We start from the raw sequence: 17,475 nt of genomic DNA, 5'->3' as shown, positions 1-17,475 counted from the left end.
ACGCGCGCAATGATCCGACCATCGGACAGGTTACGATCGAAACGCGATCGTCTTCACCGGGATCAGGGACCGTGCCACGCAGAGGACACTCGCGGGCAATATTTGGGGGAACGGCGTTGCATAGACGGGACTTCCTGGCCGCAAGTGGCTTGATATTGGGGGGCGGCGTATTGCCGACCTTCCTCGGGCGGGCGATCGCTGCCGAGGAACTGGTCTCCACCATTGACGTCGCCGTGAAGAAGCGCCTCGCCGACGCCGCGCTGAACGCCGCCAGAAGCGCTGGTGCCAGCTATTGCGACGTGCGTGTCGGCCGGTACCTTCGCCAATTCGTCGTTACGCGAGAAAAGAACGTCGAGAACGTCGTCAGTACCGAATCGACGGGTGTCGGCGTCCGCGTCATCGCGAATGGTGCCTGGGGCTTCTCCGCCACCAACGAGATGACCGTCGACGCGGTCGCCAACGCCGCCAAGCTCGCCACCGCGATCGCCAAGGCCAACGCCAAGTCGCAGACCGCACCGGTCCAGCTCGCGCCGACGCCCGGAGTCGGCGAGGTGTCGTGGCGGACCCCCGTCAAGAAGAACGCGATGGCGGTGCCGCTGAAGGAGAAAGTCGACCTGCTGCTCGGCGTCAATGCCGCTGCAACGGACGCAGGCGCGAGCTTCGTCAATTCGATCCTGTTCCTGGTCAACGAGCAGAAGTATTTCGCCTCGACCGACGGATCCTACATCGACCAGGACGTCCACCGCATCTGGGCGCCGCTGACTGTCACCGCGATCGACAAGGCGACCGGCAAGTTCCGCACCCGCGAAGGCCTGTCCGCTCCGATGGGGATGGGGTTCGAGTATCTCGACGGTGCCGCCTCGGGCAAGTTCGTGTCGCCCAACGGAGTTGTGAACTACGGCCTGTCCTACGACATGAAGGAAGACGCGATCGCCGCAGCCAAGCAGGCGCAGGCCAAGCTGAAGGCACCGACCGTCAAGCCCGGCAAATACGACCTGGTCCTCGATCCTTCGCACACGTGGCTGACGATCCATGAATCGGTCGGCCACCCGCTCGAGCTCGACCGCGTGCTCGGCTACGAAGCCAACTATGCGGGCACCTCGTTCGTGACGCTCGACAAGGTCAAACAGCGCTACCAATATGGCAGCCCCGAGGTCTCGATCGTCGCCGACAAGACCCAATATGGCAGCCTCGGCGCGGTCGGTTACGACGACGAGGGCGTGAAGACCAAGAAGTGGGACCTGATCCGCGACGGCAAGCTCGTCGACCTGGAGGCGATCCGCGACCAGGCGCACATCCTCGGCAAGTCCGCGTCGGACGGGTGCTGCTATGCCGACAACTGGGCCAGCGTGCAGTTCCAGCGCATGCCCAACGTCAGCCTTGAGGCGGGCAAGAAGAAGCAAAGCGTCGCGGACATGATCGGCGGTGTCGAGAACGGCATCTACATCATCGGTGACGGCAGCTTTTCGATCGACCAGCAGCGCTACAACGCGCAGTTCGGCGGGCAGCTGTTCTACGAGATCAAAAACGGCAAGATCACCCAGCAGATCGAGGACGTCGCCTACCAGATCCGCACGCCCGAATTCTGGAACGCGTGCGTCGGCGTGTGCGACGCCCGCGACTACCGGATGGGGGGCTCGTTCTTCGACGGCAAGGGTCAGCCGAGCCAGGTGTCGACGGTCAGCCACGGCTCCTCGACCGCGCGCTTCAACGGCATCAACGTCATCAACACCGCCCGCTCGCTCGGCTGATAGGAGATACAGGTCATGAGCATCCTCACCGAAGAGCAGGCGCGCGCCATCCTCACCAAGGTCGTCGCGCTTTCGAAGGCCGACGAATGCACCGCGCAATTGACGGGCTCGATCGACGGCAACATCCGGTTCGCGTTGAACAACATCTCGACCAGCGGCGTGATCACCAATTCGGACCTCGCCGTGCAGGTCGCATTCGGCAAGCGCGTCGGCACCGCGACAATCAACCAGTTCGACGACGCGTCGCTCGAACGTGTCGTACGCCGCGCCGAAGATCTAGCCCGGCTCGCGCCCGAGAACCCCGAGTTCGTCCCCGCGGTCGCCAAGCAGGTCTACAAGCCGTCGCCGACGTTCAGCGCCGCGACCGCCGCGATCGATCCCGAATATCGCGCCAAGGTCGCCGGGGACTCGATCACCGCGTGCAAGGCCCAGAAACTGATCGCTGCCGGGTTCCTGCAGGACGGCCAGAGCTATGTCGCGTTCGCCAATTCGAAGGGCAATTTCGGGTACCAGCGTGCCTCGTCGATGGATTACACCTGCACCGTCCGCTCCGAAGATGGCCGCGGCTCGGGCTGGGTCGGCCGCAGCCTCCAGGACTCGTCGGCTTTCAGCGCGTCCACCGACATCCGCACCGGGATCCGCAAGGCCTCGGCCTCGGTCGACGCGCGCGCGCTCGAGCCCGGCAAATACACCGTAATCCTCGAACCCGCGGCAGCGGCGGGGCTCATCAGTTTCATGATGAACTTCTTCGATGCGCGCCAGGCGGACGAGGGGCGCAGCTTCCTGTCGAAGAAGGGCGGCGGCAACAAGGTCGGCGAGCAGGTCTATGATCCGCGCGTCAATTTCACCGCCGACCCCTGGGCACCCGGCGCCGCGGTGATGCCGTGGGACGACGAGGGTCTCCCACGCGAGGCGATGCCGATCATCAAGGACGGCAAGATCGTGAACCTCAACTACTCGCGCTACTGGGCGCAGAAACAGGGCAAGCGCGCAGTCGGATCGCCGGGCAATCTGCTGATGGCGGGCGGCACCAAGTCGACCGCCGACCTGATCCGCGGTACCGAGCGCGGCATCCTCGTCTCGCGCACCTGGTACATCCGCATGGTCGATCCGCAAACCGTGCTGCTGACCGGCCTGACGCGCGACGGGACGTTCTATATCGAGAATGGCGAGATCAAATATCCGGTGAAGAACTTCCGCTTCAACGAGAGCCCGGTGATCATGCTCAACAACATCGACGAGCTCGGCAAACCGGTCCGCGTCGCCGGAGACGAGAGCTCGCTCGTGATGATGATCCCGCCGATGAAACTGCGCGACTTCACCTTCACCTCGCTGTCGGACGCGGTTTGATCTTGGCCGTTTCCCAAATTTCTGTTCCCCGGCGAAGGCCGGGGCCCAGTTGGGGGACGTGGCTAAGTAAGAGTGGCCCGGCGTTACGAACGCCATTCCAACTGGGCCCCGGCCTTCGCCGGGGAACGGCCACTCGCATAATACAACAAAACCACGCGGCGTGATGACTCGCCAGGATTTCCTCAAGCTCATGGGCGCAGGCCTTGCCAGCGCGGCGCTCCCGCGCGCAGCGACCGCCGCCGGCGCTTATGATTTCTGGTTCACGCGGCTGCGCTATCAATCCGGCGACTGGGACGTCGACCAGCGGATGCCGTCCAACATCATCACCTCGCTGATCGATTACACAAACCTGCGCGTCGATCCGAAGGAACGCGTCGTCGCGCTCGCCGACCCGAAGATGCTGACCGCGCCATTCTGCTACATGGCCGGGCACAAGCTGGTCGAATTCTCGCCTGCCGAACGCCGCAACTTCGAGCGCTATGTCCGTAATGGCGGGTTCGTGCTGGTCGACGATTGCAACCACGATATCGACGGCCTGTTCGCGCAGTCTTTCGAACGGCAGATGACCAAGATCTTCGGTCCCCGCGCGCTGCAGAAGCTGCCGCCGAAGCATCCGATCTACACGAGCTTCTTCAAATTTACCGGCCCGCCTGCGACGACGTTCGAATTGAACGGCTGGGGAGACGACCTCGTCCATGATTACCTCAAGGGCGTCACCATCGATGGCCGGCTCGGCCTGCTGTACAGCAACAAGGATTACGGGTGCGAATGGGATTACGACTGGCGCAACAAGCGCTTTCTCGCGCAGGACAACACCAAGTTCGGCGTCAACATCGTCATGTACGCGCTGACCGTCTGACGCAGACCTGCCCGAGAGTACTCCGATGACCAACATCACCGAAACCGACATTTCCGCGCAACTGGCCAAGCTGGGCGATCTGCGCGCCGCGATCGGCCAGGCAATCGTCGGGCAGGAGGCCGTCGTCGAGCAATTGCTGATCGCGCTGATCGCCGGCGGGCACTGCCTGATGGAAGGCGTTCCCGGTCTCGGCAAGACGCTGCTGGTGCGGTCGCTCGGCGAAGCGCTGGAGCTGGACTTCCGTCGCGTCCAGTTCACGCCCGACCTGATGCCGAGCGACATTCTCGGTACCGAATTGCTCGAAGAGGACCACGGCACCGGCAAGCGCCATTTCCGCTTCCAGCAAGGCCCGATCTTCACCAACCTGCTGCTCGCCGACGAACTCAATCGCACGCCCCCAAAGACCCAGGCAGCGCTGCTGGAGGCGATGCAGGAGCGCACCGTCAGCTACGGCGGCACCACCTATACGCTGCCCGATCCGTTCTTCGTGCTGGCGACGCAGAATCCGATCGAGCAGGCTGGCACCTATCCGCTGCCCGAGGCGCAGCTCGACCGCTTCCTGCTTCACGTCCGCGTCGACTATCCGACCGAGCCGGAGGAGCGCGCAATCATCGCGCAAACCACCGGAAGCCGCACGGCGAAGGTGCCGCGCGTGCTCGGCGCAGAGGACGTGCTCGTGCTGCGCCGCTGGGTGCGCGACGTGCATCTGAGCGAGGACCTGCTAGACTGGATCACGCGGATCGTTCGCGCGAGCCGGTCGGGCGAAGGGATGCCGGACGCGATCCGCACTTATGTCCGCTGGGGTGCGGGGCCCCGCGCGGGTCAGTCACTGGTGCTCGCCGCGAAGGCGCGGGCGCTGCTCCAGGGGCGGCTTGCCGCGACCCGCGATGATATCCTCGCGCTTGTCGCGCCGGTGTTGCGCCACCGCCTGATCCTGTCGTTCGCCGCCGAGGCCGAGGGTATCAGCCCCGACGAGGTCGTCGCCCGGCTCGTCGGCGCGGTGAGAGGACCGGGTGCCTGAAACGCTGATACCGCCCGTCCTCATACCGGCCGACGTCCGGCACAGGTTGAAAGGGCTGTCGCTGGTCGCCCGGCGTGCGGTGGGCGATCGCGGCATCGGCTTGCACGCGAGCCACAGCCGCGGCACCGGTCTCGAATTCGCGCAATACCGGCCGTACGAGTTCGGCGACGAACCGCGCCAGATCGACTGGAAACTCTATGCGCGATCGGACCGGTTCTTCGTCCGCGAGGCCGAGCGGGAAAGCCCCGTCGCACTCTGGATCCTGCTCGATGCTAGCGCGTCGATGGCGCAGGCGGACACGCGCCGCGCTAGTTTCTCGCGGCTCGATGCAGGCAAAAGCCTGACCGCAGCGCTGGCCGAACTGGCACTCGCGCAAGGCGACCGGTTCGCGTTCGCCGCGTTGCGCGACACGGGTATCGCGCTCACCCGTCCGGCGAGCGGCACCCGGCACCGCGATCGCCTGCACCTCGACCTCCACGCGCTGGCGGCGGCAGGCGTCTTCCCCGAGGAATCGAAGCTCACGCCCTTGTGGGAGCGCATCGGCCGACGCGATCTGGTCGTCATCCTCTCGGACTGGTTCGATTCTGCTTGTCTCGATCTCGCGCGCCGGCTGTCGGCAGCGGGCCGTGAAGTGCTCGGGATCCAGATCCTGACCGTAGGCGAACGCGATTTCGACTATGACGGCGGCTACCGGTTTCGCGACCCCGAGACCGGCGAGGAACTGCTCGGCGATGGCGCTGCCCTGCGCGCCGAGTATCTAACCCGGTTCACCGAAGCCAAGGCGGGCCTCCACGCCGCGCTCGACGCCGCCGGCATTCGCCACGCCGAACTCGTCCTCGACCAGCCGCTCGACACGCCGTTGCAGCGGCTGTTCGGCCGCACCGGCAACCGGGCGGGCGGGGAATGACGCCGACGCTGCTACTCCCGCTCGGCCTCGCTGCGCTCGGTGCAATCCTCGTTCCGCTAGTCCTCCACCTCGCACGCCGAACCGAGCAACGCCCGACAGACTTCGCCGCGCTGCGCTGGCTTCGTCAGAAACCACGCCCGCGCCACCGGCCGAAGTTCGACGAACTGGTGTTGCTGGCGACCCGGATCCTGTTGCTCGTGTTGCTAGCGATCTTCCTAGCCAGACCGGCGCTCCTGAACACCCAGGATGCGACGCCCGTAGTGGCAATCGCTCCGGGTATCGCGCCGGCGACCGTGGCCCGCGACGCGAAGGCACGCGCGGTTTGGCTAGCTCCCGGCTTTCCCTCGATCGACACACCCGCTCCGCAACGCGCGGTTCCCGTCGGCAGCCTGGTCCGCCAACTCGACACCCAGACCGCTGCGGCGGCGCCGCTTACCGTCGTCGTCCCCGTGACGCTCGACGGCGCGGATGCCGAACGTCCGCGCGTGTCGCATCGGGTGCGCTGGCAGGTCGTGCCAGGCGCCATGGCGGCGAGCAGACCCGTGCCCTCGCCGCTCCGCCTCGCCCTGCGCATCGATACCGCGCATGCGACCGGCGCCCGCTACATCCGGGCGGCAACCAATGCGCTCGATCTCGCGACCGACGTCGGCGATCCCGGGCGGGCGCTCCCACCGAAGACAACGGCGCTGATCTGGCTGGCACGCGGTCCCCTGCCCGCCACCGTCGAGCGCTGGATCGCGCAAGGCGGCACCGCACTCGTCGCCAGCGATACGGTGATCGCGGCAGCCCCCACCGCCCCCGCATGGCAAGACGAAACCGGCGCGCCGCTGGTCGAAGCGCGGGCGCAGGGCAGGGGCCACGTCCTGCGACTGCTGCGATCGCTCGACCCGATCGCGATGCCCACGCTGGTAGAGCCCGACTTCCCGAAGACCCTCGCGCACTTGCTCGCGCCTCCACCGCAACCGGCGCGCGTCGCGGCGAGCGCGTACCGGCCGCTGCCCGGCGGCCTGCCCCCGGCAACCCAGTCGCGCGATCTGCGACCCTGGTTCGCGCTCGTCATCGCCGCCGCATGGCTGGTCGAGCGCTGGCTCGCGACCCGCGCCCGACGGGCGATCGCGCCATGAGCGTCGAGACGCCGGTGACCGAGTGGGCCAAGCCTGCACGGACGCAATCGATCCGCGACGATTTGCTGCTCGGCACGCCGATCGTCCTCGTCACTGCGGCATTGGGTTTGCGCCTGGCCAACCCGGCGACAGGCGTCGGGTTGGCGTTGCTCGGCACCATCGCGATCGTAGTGATCGCCCGCAACCGCGCGCGCCGCTACGACCGCCGCTGGCTGATCGGGGCGATCGACGCCGCGCGAAGCGACGCGGAGGACAGTACCGACCTTCTCTTCGCCGACCCGGCAGCGCTGACGCCGTTCCAGCGCCTGCAACGCGCCCGGGTCGAGGCGAGACTCGCCACACAGCCTGCGCCGGATCTGTATCTTGCCCGATCGCACCGACCGACCGTCGCGCTGTGGGTCGCCGCCGCCGTTGCCATCGCCGCGATCGTGCTTTGGCCCGACCGATCGGAGCCCGGCGGCGCATTGTCGCCGGCGCATGAAGGCGTCGCGCGGCCGGGCGTTCCGGCGCTGAAGGCGCAGCGCCTGACGGTGGTCCCGCCTGCCTATACCGGCCTCCCCGCGCGCGCGCTCGGTACGCTCGACGCGCGCATTCCGGCGGGGTCGCGGCTCGAATGGACGCTCGCCTTCGCGCCCGAACCCATCGCCGCCTCACTCACAGTCCTAGACGGAACGCGTACGCCCCTCGCGCAATCCGGCGCGGCATGGACAGCCAGCCGCACCGCGGACCGGGCGTTCCTTTACCGCGTGATCGCGCAGGGTGGACAACCCGCCCCCCCGCTTCACCGCATCGACGTCATCGACGACCAGCCGCCGCGCATCCGCCTCGTCTCGCCCGCCGAGACGCTCGTCCAGATGTCGCCGGATCAACGCAGTTGGTCGCTGTCGTTTGAGGCGACGGACGATTACGGCGTGCAACCGGTCGCGTCGCTCCGGATCGTCGTCGCGCAGGGCGAGGGCGAGAATGTCCGCTTCAGCGAGCGCATCGTGCCGGTTCGCGGCACCGGCGACCCGCGCCGCCGCATTTTCGCGACGACCATCGCGCTTGCCGGAACCGGCTTCACCGAACCCGGCGATCTGGTCGCGCAACTCACCGTCGCCGACGCTCGTTCGCCTGCGCCGCACCGCGTCGTCGGCCCCGGAATCATCCTCCGCCGCCCGCCCGCCAGCGGTGCAGAGAGCGGACTGGAAGCGATGACCCGCCGCACGATGCCGGCCTATTTCAGCAGCCAACGGCAAGTCATCATCGACGCCGAAGCGCTGCTGGCCGAACGCCCTCCCCCTGTGCCAGACCGCTTCCTCGCGCGGTCGACCTCGATCGCCGAAGACCAGCGCCTTCTGCGTATGCGCTACGGCCAGTTTATGGGGGAGGAAGTCGGCGGTGGCGCGACCAACGCGATGCCGACCAGCGACGCGGAGGAAGGCGCCGCGCCGCCCGCGGAGCAACACGCGGGCGAGCCTCCTGCCCCGGCACCGCAATTCGGGCTGGAGAGCGTGATCGTCGAGACGTATGGCCACACCCACGACGAATCCGAAGCCGCAACGCTGCTCGATCCCGGCACGCGCGCGACGTTGCGACAGGCGCTCGACAACATGCGCCAATCGGAGACCGCGCTCCGCCTGGGCGAACCTAGGCGCGCGCTGCCGTTCGCGTACAAGGCGCTGCGCTTCATCAAACAGGTCCAGCAGGCGACCCGCATCTTCCTCGCACGCACCGGATCGCAGCTGCCCCCCGTCGATCTCGCGCGCAGGCTGACGGGAGACCGTTCCGACATGGCCGCGCACACGCTCGCGTCCACCGCTGCGGACCCAATCGATGCGACCCCCTCCAAGATCTGGGCCGCACTCGATACGCGCAGCGATACGGGCGGGTTGGACGCACTTGCGCGCTGGCTGCGCATGAACGAGGCGCGCGTGCCCGATCCGCTCGCACTGTCCGCCGCGATCGACACGCTGCGCCGCGATCCGACATGCACCGCCTGCCGCGCGAAGCTGCGCGGCACACTCTGGCGCGCGCTGTCCAGACCAACGCCCGGCCTGACACGGCGCCCGGACGGAGACGCGGTTGGCCACCGTTATCTGGACGCGCTGCCATGACCATCGCACAAGGCGTTGCAACGATCCTGGCGCTTGCTGTCGTCCTAGCCTGGGTGCGACTTCTCCTTTGGCAGCGACGTGCCCCGGTATCGTCCCGGGCGGAGCGCTGGCGACTGGTCGCGTTGCTGGCACTGCAACCGGTCGCCGGCATGTTGCTCTATTGCACGGTATTCCCGCCTGCCGGCGCCGGCAAGACGACGGGCGCGCTTGTCATCGCAACCGCCGGAGCACCCCGTTTTGTCGCAACCGATCCGGACGAACGGCTGATCGCATTACCCGAGGCTTCGGCCAGGGCCGGGGGCGTTGTCGGGGCCGAACAATTCCCCGATCTTGGGACGGCACTTCGGCGATATCCTGCCGTTGGCGCGCTGCGGATCGTTGGCTCCGGTCTGGAGCCGCGCGATCGGCAAGAGACCGGGGGACGGGCGGTGAGCTTCGAACCGACACGCAAACCGCGGGGCCTGATCGCACTGCAACCGCCCGGACCGATCGCAGCCGGCGCGCGGTTCGCGGTGACGGCGCGCGCCGGCGGGCTCGCAGGCGGATCGGCGGAGTTGCTTGATCCAGCCTCGCGGGTCATCGATACGCAACCGATCGGACCAACCGGCACCATCGCGCTCTCCGGCACCGCACGGGCTGCGGGAACGGCACTATTTACGGTGATTCTGCGCGACGGATCGCGCGCGCTGGTCGAGCAGGCGTCGGTACCGGTCTGGGTCCCCGCCCCTGCCTCGCCACCCACGCGCGTACTGATCCTCGCCGGGGCGCCAGGGCCGGAAGTGAAGTATCTGCGCCGCTGGGCGACCGATGCAGGGCTGGCGCCGCAGGTCCGGGTCGGCGTGGGTGGCGGCGTCTCGCTGGCCGATACACCACCCGTCCTCACGACGGCAACGCTTGCTAAGGTCGATGCTGCGATCCTCGACGATCGCACCTGGGACGGCATCGGCGCGGCTGGGCGGCAGGCGGTCGCGGCAGCGGTCCGGGGCGGCATGGGCCTGGTCGTGCGGATTACCGGGCCGGTAGCACCCGACTGGCAGGTTCTCGGACTGACGGCCGCCGGCACGGCCGATGTTGCGCCGGTGACATTGCGTGCTGACGCCCCCAGCGACGAAGCGCTTGCCGCGCGGCGCGGTCCGGGGACGCGCGACGCTCCCGCTGCGGTGGCCGGTGCCCGCGATACCGTGCCGGTGCTCACGCGACAGGCAGTGACCATCGCGGGCGGCATCCCGATCCTTCGCGACATTCGCGGCACGGTCGTCGCGGCGTCGCGGAGCCGCGGACGCGGCAAGGTCGCGCTGATAAGCCTCCAGGACAGCTTCGCGCTCGTCACCAGCGGTCACGGCGATGCGCATGCAGAGCTCTGGAGCCAACTAGTCTCTGAAGTTGCCCGCCGCCAAACCAGCCCGCTCGCGCAGATCGACAGCCCCGCTTTCGCTGGCCAACGCACGAGGATTTGCGGGGCAGGTTCCACGACCGTTATCGACAGCAACGGCGGGGCACATCGGGTCCTGATGGATCCCGCGACCGGTGCGGCCGGATGTGCCGGATACTGGCCTGTCGTTTCTGGCTGGGCCCATCTACCAGGCCCCCCCGCACAGTCCTTTTACGTCTATCCCGCTGCCGCGTTACCTAACATCCGGGCGCTCGATCGTAGCGAAGGAACGCAAATTCTAGTTGGTAATGGCAACGGTGAGCGCACGGGAAAAATCGACGACAGCCGAGGGCCGTCCGGCCCATGGTTCATAGGATGGGTCATGGTCTGCTGTTTGCTCTGGTGGCTGGAACGTCTGCGGAGGGGCCGAACTGCGACGGATGTATTTGCGAAAAAGTCGTCGGTTTGATGTGGTATTGACCCAGCTTTGAAACAAAGGTCCGTCCGAATTGAGCGCGAGCATGTATGGCGAGGTTTGATCAGACAGATTTCAAAACAGACTCTTCCAAATCTCGGTGGGCGCGCGCTTTCACGCTGAATTTCTGGCCGGCGAGACGCGTCAGCGACCACCCAGATCGTTATTCCCCGGTTCCCGTTTCGCAATCTTAGCATACCCGCCGGGTCGGGTTGCAAGCCGTTTGCTGCTAACCTTGATGAAGTGCGCCCGATCCCGACGATTAAGTATGCAAGCCTTCAACCAGCTCGACAACTTCGAAGTCGTACGTGGCCCAGCCGCGTTGCTTCGCCGCCTCGCCTGCTGCACTCTGCTTACCGGCCGCCTCTTTGCGCGAAGCGCAATGCCCCCAGAAAACGTCTGTCTTTCCGTTCTGAAGAACGGCGACGATGCGCCAGAAATGCGTGAATGGCGCGCCAGTGGGACCGATCGTCTTTACATAGCCATCAGCCATGACCGCAGTCAGGTAGCGCTTCTTTCTCGCCATCATGTTCCAATAGCCTGCTCATCGCTGGCTGGCATCCGTTTTATGGCAGACTTCCGCCCTCAGCGCCCCCGGCAACGTGGTCCTTAGCGAACGATTGGTGTCGATGTGCCCGATATACAGCGTTGTACGTTCTCGTATCGACATCACAGGTAAGGAATACATATGACGACCTACCCTTTAAGCGAACCGGCTACGATCTACGCTGTCGAGGCATGCGGCGACGTAACGTCGGATGTTGTGGGACGAGGAACGCTCGAAGCGTGCATGGATATCGTTGCGGGCCTGCCGTCGGACCAGCAGAAATCGGTTTCCATCCGAATGGACGCTCTCGACCTGAAGTTCGGACCGCAGGAAATCGGCGAACTCCAAGAGTTTCTCCGCAAGGAAACTGCGGGCCTTTCAAACGGCGATATTACGGAGATCAAGACTTCCAGCCTGTGATTAAGGAAGTATTTGCCGAAATCCGGCGCGTCGATCATGGTGGCCGACGACCGCCTTGCCGCCCTTCGTGTCGGCGGTCGCTTCGGAACATCGGATTCAGCTAAGTTCATCGGCGCAATCCGACAAAGCGTTCTCATTCGCACGGCCGCGAATGTCGACGGATCGGTACTGTTAACGCCTACACCGGTAGAATAGCTCTGGCTGGCCCCAAGCGACCGCATTTACTCCCGAGCATCGGTCCGGAGCTTTGGACGAAAACCATATGCTCGCAACGGCGCCGCGCCGTGCAAGCCAGTATGGATCAGGCGGGCTGCATCACGGACAACAGGTCATCGACGTCTCCGACGGCAAACGCCGAATACTCGTCGCCGATCGCGTATGGCAGCAGGATGCGGCGGTCCCGTATCAGCGCACCACAGCTGTAGGTCACGTTCGGCACATAGCCCCCGCGCTGCTCCGCGCTTGGAAACAGCAGGGGCGACGGCGTGCGTGCGAGCACCTTCGACGGGTCGTCCTTGTCAAGCAGGCAGGCGCCGATGCAATATCCCCGGACCATGCCGACGCCGTGCGTGAAGACGAGCCAGCCCTCGTCTATCTCGATCGGCGACCCGCAATTGCCGAGCTGCACGAACTCCCACGGGTATTTCGGCGCCATGATCGGCGTTCCGGTTTCCCACGTGTGAAGATCGTCCGATCGCAGCAGCCAGATATTCTCGCTGTCCTGGCGGCCCAGCATCACGAACTGGTTGTTGATCCGGCGCGGGAACAGAGCCATCCCCTTGTACCCGGTCATGGCACCGGCAAGCGGCCGCATCTCGACCCGCCGCAGATCGATGCCGCGCAGGATTTCCTGGCGCGCATCCTTGCCGTCGAACGCGGTGTACGTGCCGATGACGCTGCGGACCCCGTCGTGATCGGTGAAGTTGACGAGCCGCAGATCCTCGATGCCCTGACGCTGACTGGGCAGGACCGGGAAGATGACGGTTTCCGACGCGTCCTGGCTGTCTTCGCATACCAGGCGAACCCACGCGTCGTCATGGCGCTCGATACGGGGCGGGACGCCGTGCGAGCTCGCCGGGTCGATCACCAGTCGGTCGCCCGGTCCCCATTCGCCGGTCCGAAACGTGATCGACGAGATATGCCCCTCGCCGATCCCGCGGAGCGACATGACGAAACGCACCGCACCCGGTTCCGACGGCGCTTCATCCGTCAACGCAACGATACTGGGGTTGAATAGCGCGGCGGACTCGAACGCGTATTCCTGACTAAAATAGGCGCCGATCAAGAGCCGTTCGTCTTCGTCGAATTCGCCCTCGCCTATGTCGTCTCGCACATCTTCGAACCGGCGGAGCAGCACCTGCTCGACGTTGCGATGGCGCTCGCGCATCGGCGTCAGCAACAGGTCGCGCATCCGTTCGCGCATCGTGTCGTCGAGCGCCCGGATACGGTCGACGACGACCCGGCTGCGCGGCGGATGATCGGCCTCGAACGCTGCCGGATACCCGAAGCTGAACGGCCGGATCACGGTGCGTGACGGATCGGGCTTCAACTCGACATCGAGCGTCGTGAACACATCGGCAGCTTTCATCGGCATCGGCCCTTCGAACAGGATCGCGGACGGAACGCTCGCGACCTATTAGGTAACGATGCCGCGCCCGTCGCGATCCCAGGTCCGAGGCAAGTGTCCCACGGCCGTGGTCTGCGATGCTCGATCAGCGCCCCTTCACGAACTTGATCGTGAACCGATCGCTCTCGCCGATGGCTGCATATTTCGCGCGATCGACGTCCTTCAGTCGATAGCTCGGCGGCAGCGTCCAGACGCCTTCCGGATGATCGTGGGTATCCTTTGGGTTGGCGTTGATCCGGGATTCCCCGGCCAGTTTGAAGCCCGCCGCCTGCGCCAGTCGAACCACCGTCGATCGCTTGATGTAGCCGCTCGTCTTTTCACGCGCCGTATCCATGTCCTCCGGCAGGCGATGATCGACCACGCCCAGCACGCCACCGGGCTTGAGGGCTGCATAGAACGCCTTGAACACGCGACCCGCCACGGCCGGATCATCCTGCATCAGCAGATTGTGGACGTTGCGGAACGTCAGCAGCATATCGGCGCTCCCCGCAGGAATGGTCGATGCTCCAGTCTTGAAGTCGATCGTCGCGACCTGAACCGCGCCGTACGCCGCGGCCTTTTCGGCGAATACGGTGCGCGTCCGGTCCGCCTGTGCGGTCGGCACCAAGGCGACATATCGCCCACGGCCCTTTACCAACGGCGCCAGGATCTCGGTGTACCAGCCGCCGGCCGGCAGAAACTCGACCACCGTCTGCGTCGGCTTCACGCCAAAAAAGGCCAGCGTCTCCGCAGGGTGCCGATACCGATCGCGCGCCCGGTTCGCCGGCGCCCGCGTCGGCGACGCGACGACTGCGGCTATGTCCTTCGAGGGAGCGACAGACTGCGCGACCACCCCCGTGGCGCCCAATGTGGCGAGGCAGGTCGCGGCTGTGAGCAGTCGGTTCATATCGTCACTCTCCCTGGATGTATTTTGGCTACCATGCCCCGCCCGAGCCGCCCGTACAATCTCAAGCGATAGTATCTAAAGGTACGCAGCGTGTGTCATCAAGCACCGACGCACACAGGAGCTTGGGCATTCGTGATCGAAACAGCGCCACTCTCGGCGGAACCAGCCTTCGAAGGTGAGCGCTTTACCAGACAGAAACCGGCATCGTCGGCAATGATGAGGTACGAGCATGACGGAAGCGACTTGGGGCGACGATGTGAAGACGCCGGAGATCGACTGGCGGATGAGTGCCGCGTTGGAGAACGTCCCGCGCGGTGGCGAAGACGTCGCTGAGGTGACCAGCCTGGAGGGCGCTGTCCGTGCCTGGACCGTACTGGACAGCGCACATCGCGACGCTGCCATACTCACCCCGGAGCGCGCCGTGCTGATTGACGGCGCATCGCATGTATCTCTCACCGGCGACGGGATCGCCGCGCTGGCCGAGCGGCTGCCCAGCGCGAACGACGAGGGCTGAGGGATGGCGCCCGCGAGTGTTCGGTTTGAACGCGGCGAGTATGCGTGGTCGGCAGAGCGGAACGGCGTCCTGTTCCTGGGCCACACCGCCCTCGGAATGGTCGAGTTCCTGATCACGAGCGAGGCATTGGCCGAGTTGATCAACCCAGAACTCGAAGGGATCGACAGCGAGACCGCGGTCGAGACGTATGTTGAGTTCGAGGCCGACATCCATCGCATCGCACGGCGAGAGTTCGTCAGCCGGTTGGGCGGCGAGCCCCCTGTCCTGATTACGGCAGCCGACGTTTCGACATGAGCCTTGGAAGCCCGTCAGAACACCGGCGATGCGGGATGCTACAGTGACGACGCCCCCCATCCTGACGATCATCGGGAGTGCTATTCACGACATCCCGTCGTTCTACGCAGAGATCAACCGCGTCTTCATGGCACATGAGGACTGGAAATTGGGCCAAAGCCTCGATGCGCTCGATGACATGCTGCGTGGCGGGTACGGTGCGGCTCGTGGAGGCGGGCCCGTTATACTCGTTTGGCAAGATATCGATCGTGCCCGCTCCCATCTCGGTTTTGCCGCAACGTGCGCATTCCTGGATGCTAAGCTGCAACGACCGGACCGGTATGACGTAGCGCGGATCGACCGCCAACTCGCCGAACTGAAAGCTGGCACCGGCCAGACCTATTTCGATATTATACTCGACATCATCGCTGGCCACCCAAACATAGATCTCGTCGCTGCGTGATTACCTCGATCACGTAGAAATTTCAGATGTTGCGATTGTTCGACGAAGGCCACGATCGCGTTTCGTCGCACACTTCCACGCTTGACGCCGGCAGGGTCCGCTCGGAGAGTTGGCGTGATGGTTTCCATTCCGCCCCCCCCGCTGGCCGAACGATCCGGTCCAGTCCGCGCTGACCTTGCACGACGACCAGCTTCACGTCGCGGAGCCGTTGCTCGAAACGCGTTTGAAACGGGACCTGCGGGACCATGAATCTCATTCGACAACTGATCGATCCTTCTTCGCCAGCAGCAGGATCGTGAGTATCCCTTCCAAAGAAAGAATGATGATGACGTCCAAGTTCAAGCTTCTCCTGGCCTGCACCGCCGCGATGACCGCCCTCCCCGCCTCGGCGCAGGCCCAGACCGCTGCGACAAACGGCCTCGAGATCGCCAAGAAGATGATCGCCTTCCGCAGCGTGCGCGGCCCCGGCAACCAGACGCCGCAACTCGCCGCGTATCTGAAGTCCGTGCTGGTCACGGGCGGCTTTGCGGCGAGCGACGTGACGATCACCCCGGTCGACGACACCGCCTATTTGATCGCGACCTGGAAAGGCAGCGACGCCGCGTTGAAGCCGATCGTCCTCTCCGGGCATATCGACGTGGTCGAGGCCAAGCCCGCCGACTGGCAGCGCGATCCGTTCGTCCCGGTGGTCGAGAACGGCTATCTCTACGGCCGCGGCGCAACCGACATGAAGCTGGACGCCGCGCTCGCGATCGCGACGCTGCTCGACATGAAGAAGGCGGGCTACGCTCCCAAGCGCGGCATCGTCCTGGCGCTGTCGGGCGACGAGGAAACGGTGATGAAGACGTCCTCGCTGATCGCCGACCAGCTCAAGAACGCCGAGATGGCGCTCAACATCGACGGCGGCGGCGGGCTGTACGCCGAAAACGGCAAGGCCGAGTATTTCACGATCGGTGCCGCCGAAAAGACCTATGCCGATTTCCAGCTCGAAGTGACCAACCCAGGCGGTCACTCGTCCGCGCCGCGCAAGGTGAACGCCATCAACGAACTGTCCGCCGCGCTGGTGAAGATCGGTAATTACCGCTTCACGCCGCAATTGTCGCCGATCACCAAGGGCTATTTCGAGGGCGTCGCGCCGCGCCAGACGCCCGAGATCGGCGCCGCGATGCGCGCCTTCGCGGCCAACCCGAAAGACCAGAAGGCGATCGAGACGCTTGCCGCCAATCCCGGCTATGTCGGCCAGATCGGCACGACCTGCGTCACGACGATGGTCAGCGGTGGCCATGCACTCAACGCCCTGCCCCAGCGCGCAACCGCGAACATCAACTGCCGTATCTTTCCCGGCGTAAAACCAGCCGCGGTGATGGCCGAACTCGAAAAGGTCGCCGCGGACCCCGGCGTGAAGTTCAGTGACGTCACCGAAGGCTCGAACCCGACCGACGCCTCGCCACTCCGTGCGGACCTCACCGGCGCGGTCAAGACGGCGATGGGCAAGATCCGCCCCGGCGTTCCGGTGTTCCCGAGCATGTCGGCGGGGGCGAGCGATTCGATGTGGTACCGTTCGGTCGGCGTGCCGAGCTATGGCGTCAGCCCGACGTTCATCAAGCAATCCGACGACTTCAGCCACGGCCTGAACGAACGCACCCCGATCGACAACATTCCGCTGGCGATCACCTATTACCGCTCGCTGCTCACCGATCTTACGAGGTAGCGAATTCAACTCTACCCATTCTACGCATCCACCTCTGCCCGTTCCACGACCAAGCGCAATCGGCTTGGCCGTGGTCCGG

At 65.4% G+C, this 17,475-nt stretch carries 16 protein-coding genes; 13 read left to right on the top strand and 3 right to left on the bottom strand.

The features are described 5' to 3' along the window. Positions 1 to 170: 170 nt before the first annotated feature. The 8 genes from H8S47_RS00425 (at position 171) to H8S47_RS00390 (ending at position 10,949) form a co-directional block, all read left to right on the top strand. Positions 171 to 1,751 carry a TldD/PmbA family protein gene (locus tag H8S47_RS00425; RefSeq protein ID WP_235982512.1) on the top strand — a complete coding sequence of 527 codons (1,581 nt, stop codon included), beginning with the start codon at positions 171 to 173 and terminating at the stop codon, positions 1,749 to 1,751. A gap of 15 nt (positions 1,752 to 1,766) precedes the next feature. Next, on the top strand, positions 1,767 to 3,101 hold the full coding sequence (locus tag H8S47_RS00420) for a TldD/PmbA family protein (protein WP_187501956.1): 1,335 nt from the start codon (positions 1,767 to 1,769) through the stop codon (positions 3,099 to 3,101). A gap of 163 nt (positions 3,102 to 3,264) precedes the next feature. After that, a complete protein-coding gene (locus H8S47_RS00415; protein WP_187502118.1) occupies positions 3,265 to 3,960 on the top strand; it encodes a DUF4159 domain-containing protein in 696 nt (231 codons plus the stop codon). 25 nt (positions 3,961 to 3,985) lie between these two features. Continuing rightward, the gene (locus tag H8S47_RS00410; RefSeq protein WP_187501955.1) at positions 3,986 to 4,981 is read left to right on the top strand and encodes an AAA family ATPase; all 996 of its coding nucleotides are present in this window, start codon (positions 3,986 to 3,988) and stop codon (positions 4,979 to 4,981) included. Further along, complete coding sequence (locus H8S47_RS00405; protein ID WP_328805371.1) at positions 4,974 to 5,888, top strand: DUF58 domain-containing protein; 915 nt, start codon at positions 4,974 to 4,976, stop codon at positions 5,886 to 5,888. The genes H8S47_RS00410 and H8S47_RS00405 overlap by 8 nt, the downstream gene beginning before the upstream one ends. Then, entirely contained in the window at positions 5,885 to 7,012 is a 1,128-nt protein-coding gene (locus tag H8S47_RS00400) for a BatA domain-containing protein (protein WP_187501954.1), read from the top strand. The genes H8S47_RS00405 and H8S47_RS00400 overlap by 4 nt, the downstream gene beginning before the upstream one ends. Beyond that, positions 7,009 to 9,108, top strand: coding sequence for a DUF4175 family protein (locus H8S47_RS00395; protein ID WP_187501953.1), 2,100 nt, complete (start codon positions 7,009 to 7,011; stop codon positions 9,106 to 9,108). The genes H8S47_RS00400 and H8S47_RS00395 overlap by 4 nt, the downstream gene beginning before the upstream one ends. After that, positions 9,105 to 10,949: a carboxypeptidase regulatory-like domain-containing protein gene (locus tag H8S47_RS00390; protein ID WP_187501952.1), complete on the top strand. Its 1,845-nt coding sequence runs from the start codon at positions 9,105 to 9,107 to the stop codon at positions 10,947 to 10,949. Before H8S47_RS00395 ends, H8S47_RS00390 begins: the two co-directional genes overlap by 4 nt. 268 nt (positions 10,950 to 11,217) lie before the next feature. Here the strand turns inward: H8S47_RS00390 and H8S47_RS00385 are convergent, their stop codons facing one another. After that, positions 11,218 to 11,481, bottom strand: a complete 264-nt coding sequence (locus H8S47_RS00385) for a hypothetical protein (RefSeq protein WP_187501951.1) — start codon at positions 11,479 to 11,481, stop codon at positions 11,218 to 11,220. Between the two features lie 162 nt (positions 11,482 to 11,643). Here H8S47_RS00385 and H8S47_RS00380 point away from each other — a divergent pair, with 162 nt between their 5' ends. Next, complete coding sequence (locus H8S47_RS00380) at positions 11,644 to 11,922, top strand: hypothetical protein (protein WP_187501950.1); 279 nt, start codon at positions 11,644 to 11,646, stop codon at positions 11,920 to 11,922. A 301-nt stretch (positions 11,923 to 12,223) separates the two neighbouring features. Here the strand turns inward: H8S47_RS00380 and H8S47_RS00375 are convergent, their stop codons facing one another. Together H8S47_RS00375 and H8S47_RS00370 are read right to left on the bottom strand one after the other, a co-directional pair. Continuing rightward, positions 12,224 to 13,510 (bottom strand): glycoside hydrolase family 130 protein, encoded by a 1,287-nt coding sequence (locus H8S47_RS00375; RefSeq protein ID WP_187501949.1) that lies wholly within the window; start codon positions 13,508 to 13,510, stop codon positions 12,224 to 12,226. Positions 13,511 to 13,634: 124 nt separating this feature from the next. After that, complete coding sequence (locus tag H8S47_RS00370; RefSeq protein ID WP_187501948.1) at positions 13,635 to 14,435, bottom strand: class I SAM-dependent methyltransferase; 801 nt, start codon at positions 14,433 to 14,435, stop codon at positions 13,635 to 13,637. 229 nt (positions 14,436 to 14,664) lie between these two features. On the opposite strand from H8S47_RS00370, the gene H8S47_RS00365 reads away from it, so the two are divergent. The 4 genes from H8S47_RS00365 to H8S47_RS00350 all read left to right on the top strand — a co-directional run bounded on the left by H8S47_RS00365 (position 14,665) and on the right by H8S47_RS00350 (position 17,396). Beyond that, entirely contained in the window at positions 14,665 to 14,949 is a 285-nt protein-coding gene (locus H8S47_RS00365) for a hypothetical protein (RefSeq protein WP_187501947.1), read from the top strand. Between the two features lie 3 nt (positions 14,950 to 14,952). Then, a complete protein-coding gene (locus H8S47_RS00360; RefSeq protein ID WP_187501946.1) occupies positions 14,953 to 15,243 on the top strand; it encodes a DUF1488 family protein in 291 nt (96 codons plus the stop codon). Positions 15,244 to 15,286: 43 nt separating this feature from the next. Then, complete coding sequence (locus tag H8S47_RS00355) at positions 15,287 to 15,685, top strand: barstar family protein (RefSeq protein WP_328805370.1); 399 nt, start codon at positions 15,287 to 15,289, stop codon at positions 15,683 to 15,685. A 322-nt stretch (positions 15,686 to 16,007) separates the two neighbouring features. Next, positions 16,008 to 17,396, top strand: coding sequence for a M20/M25/M40 family metallo-hydrolase (locus tag H8S47_RS00350; RefSeq protein ID WP_398457713.1), 1,389 nt, complete (start codon positions 16,008 to 16,010; stop codon positions 17,394 to 17,396). Positions 17,397 to 17,475 lie beyond the last annotated feature (79 nt).

It is taken from the genome of Sphingomonas albertensis (assembly GCF_014358075.1).
GTDB lineage: Bacteria > Pseudomonadota > Alphaproteobacteria > Sphingomonadales > Sphingomonadaceae > Sphingomonas > Sphingomonas albertensis.
This window is presented reverse-complemented; position numbering and strand designations above follow the sequence as displayed.

Bases quoted from the DNA above. Each gene is read 5' to 3' on its own strand.
- H8S47_RS00365 (WP_187501947.1), top strand. From the start codon at position 14,665: ATGACGGAAGCGACTTGGGGCGACGATGTGAAGACGCCGGAGATCGAC.
- H8S47_RS00380 (WP_187501950.1), top strand. From the start codon at position 11,644: ATGACGACCTACCCTTTAAGCGAACCGGCTACGATCTACGCTGTCGAG.
- H8S47_RS00350 (WP_398457713.1), top strand. From the start codon at position 16,008: ATGATGACGTCCAAGTTCAAGCTTCTCCTGGCCTGCACCGCCGCGATG.
- H8S47_RS00410 (WP_187501955.1), top strand. From the start codon at position 3,986: ATGACCAACATCACCGAAACCGACATTTCCGCGCAACTGGCCAAGCTG.
- H8S47_RS00370 (WP_187501948.1), bottom strand. From the start codon at position 14,435: ATGAACCGACTGCTCACAGCCGCGACCTGCCTCGCCACATTGGGCGCC.
- H8S47_RS00415 (WP_187502118.1), top strand. From the start codon at position 3,265: ATGACTCGCCAGGATTTCCTCAAGCTCATGGGCGCAGGCCTTGCCAGC.
- H8S47_RS00385 (WP_187501951.1), bottom strand. From the start codon at position 11,481: ATGGCGAGAAAGAAGCGCTACCTGACTGCGGTCATGGCTGATGGCTAT.
- H8S47_RS00375 (WP_187501949.1), bottom strand. From the start codon at position 13,510: ATGAAAGCTGCCGATGTGTTCACGACGCTCGATGTCGAGTTGAAGCCC.
- H8S47_RS00400 (WP_187501954.1), top strand. From the start codon at position 5,885: ATGACGCCGACGCTGCTACTCCCGCTCGGCCTCGCTGCGCTCGGTGCA.
- H8S47_RS00390 (WP_187501952.1), top strand. From the start codon at position 9,105: ATGACCATCGCACAAGGCGTTGCAACGATCCTGGCGCTTGCTGTCGTC.
- H8S47_RS00395 (WP_187501953.1), top strand. From the start codon at position 7,009: ATGAGCGTCGAGACGCCGGTGACCGAGTGGGCCAAGCCTGCACGGACG.
- H8S47_RS00420 (WP_187501956.1), top strand. From the start codon at position 1,767: ATGAGCATCCTCACCGAAGAGCAGGCGCGCGCCATCCTCACCAAGGTC.
- H8S47_RS00360 (WP_187501946.1), top strand. From the start codon at position 14,953: ATGGCGCCCGCGAGTGTTCGGTTTGAACGCGGCGAGTATGCGTGGTCG.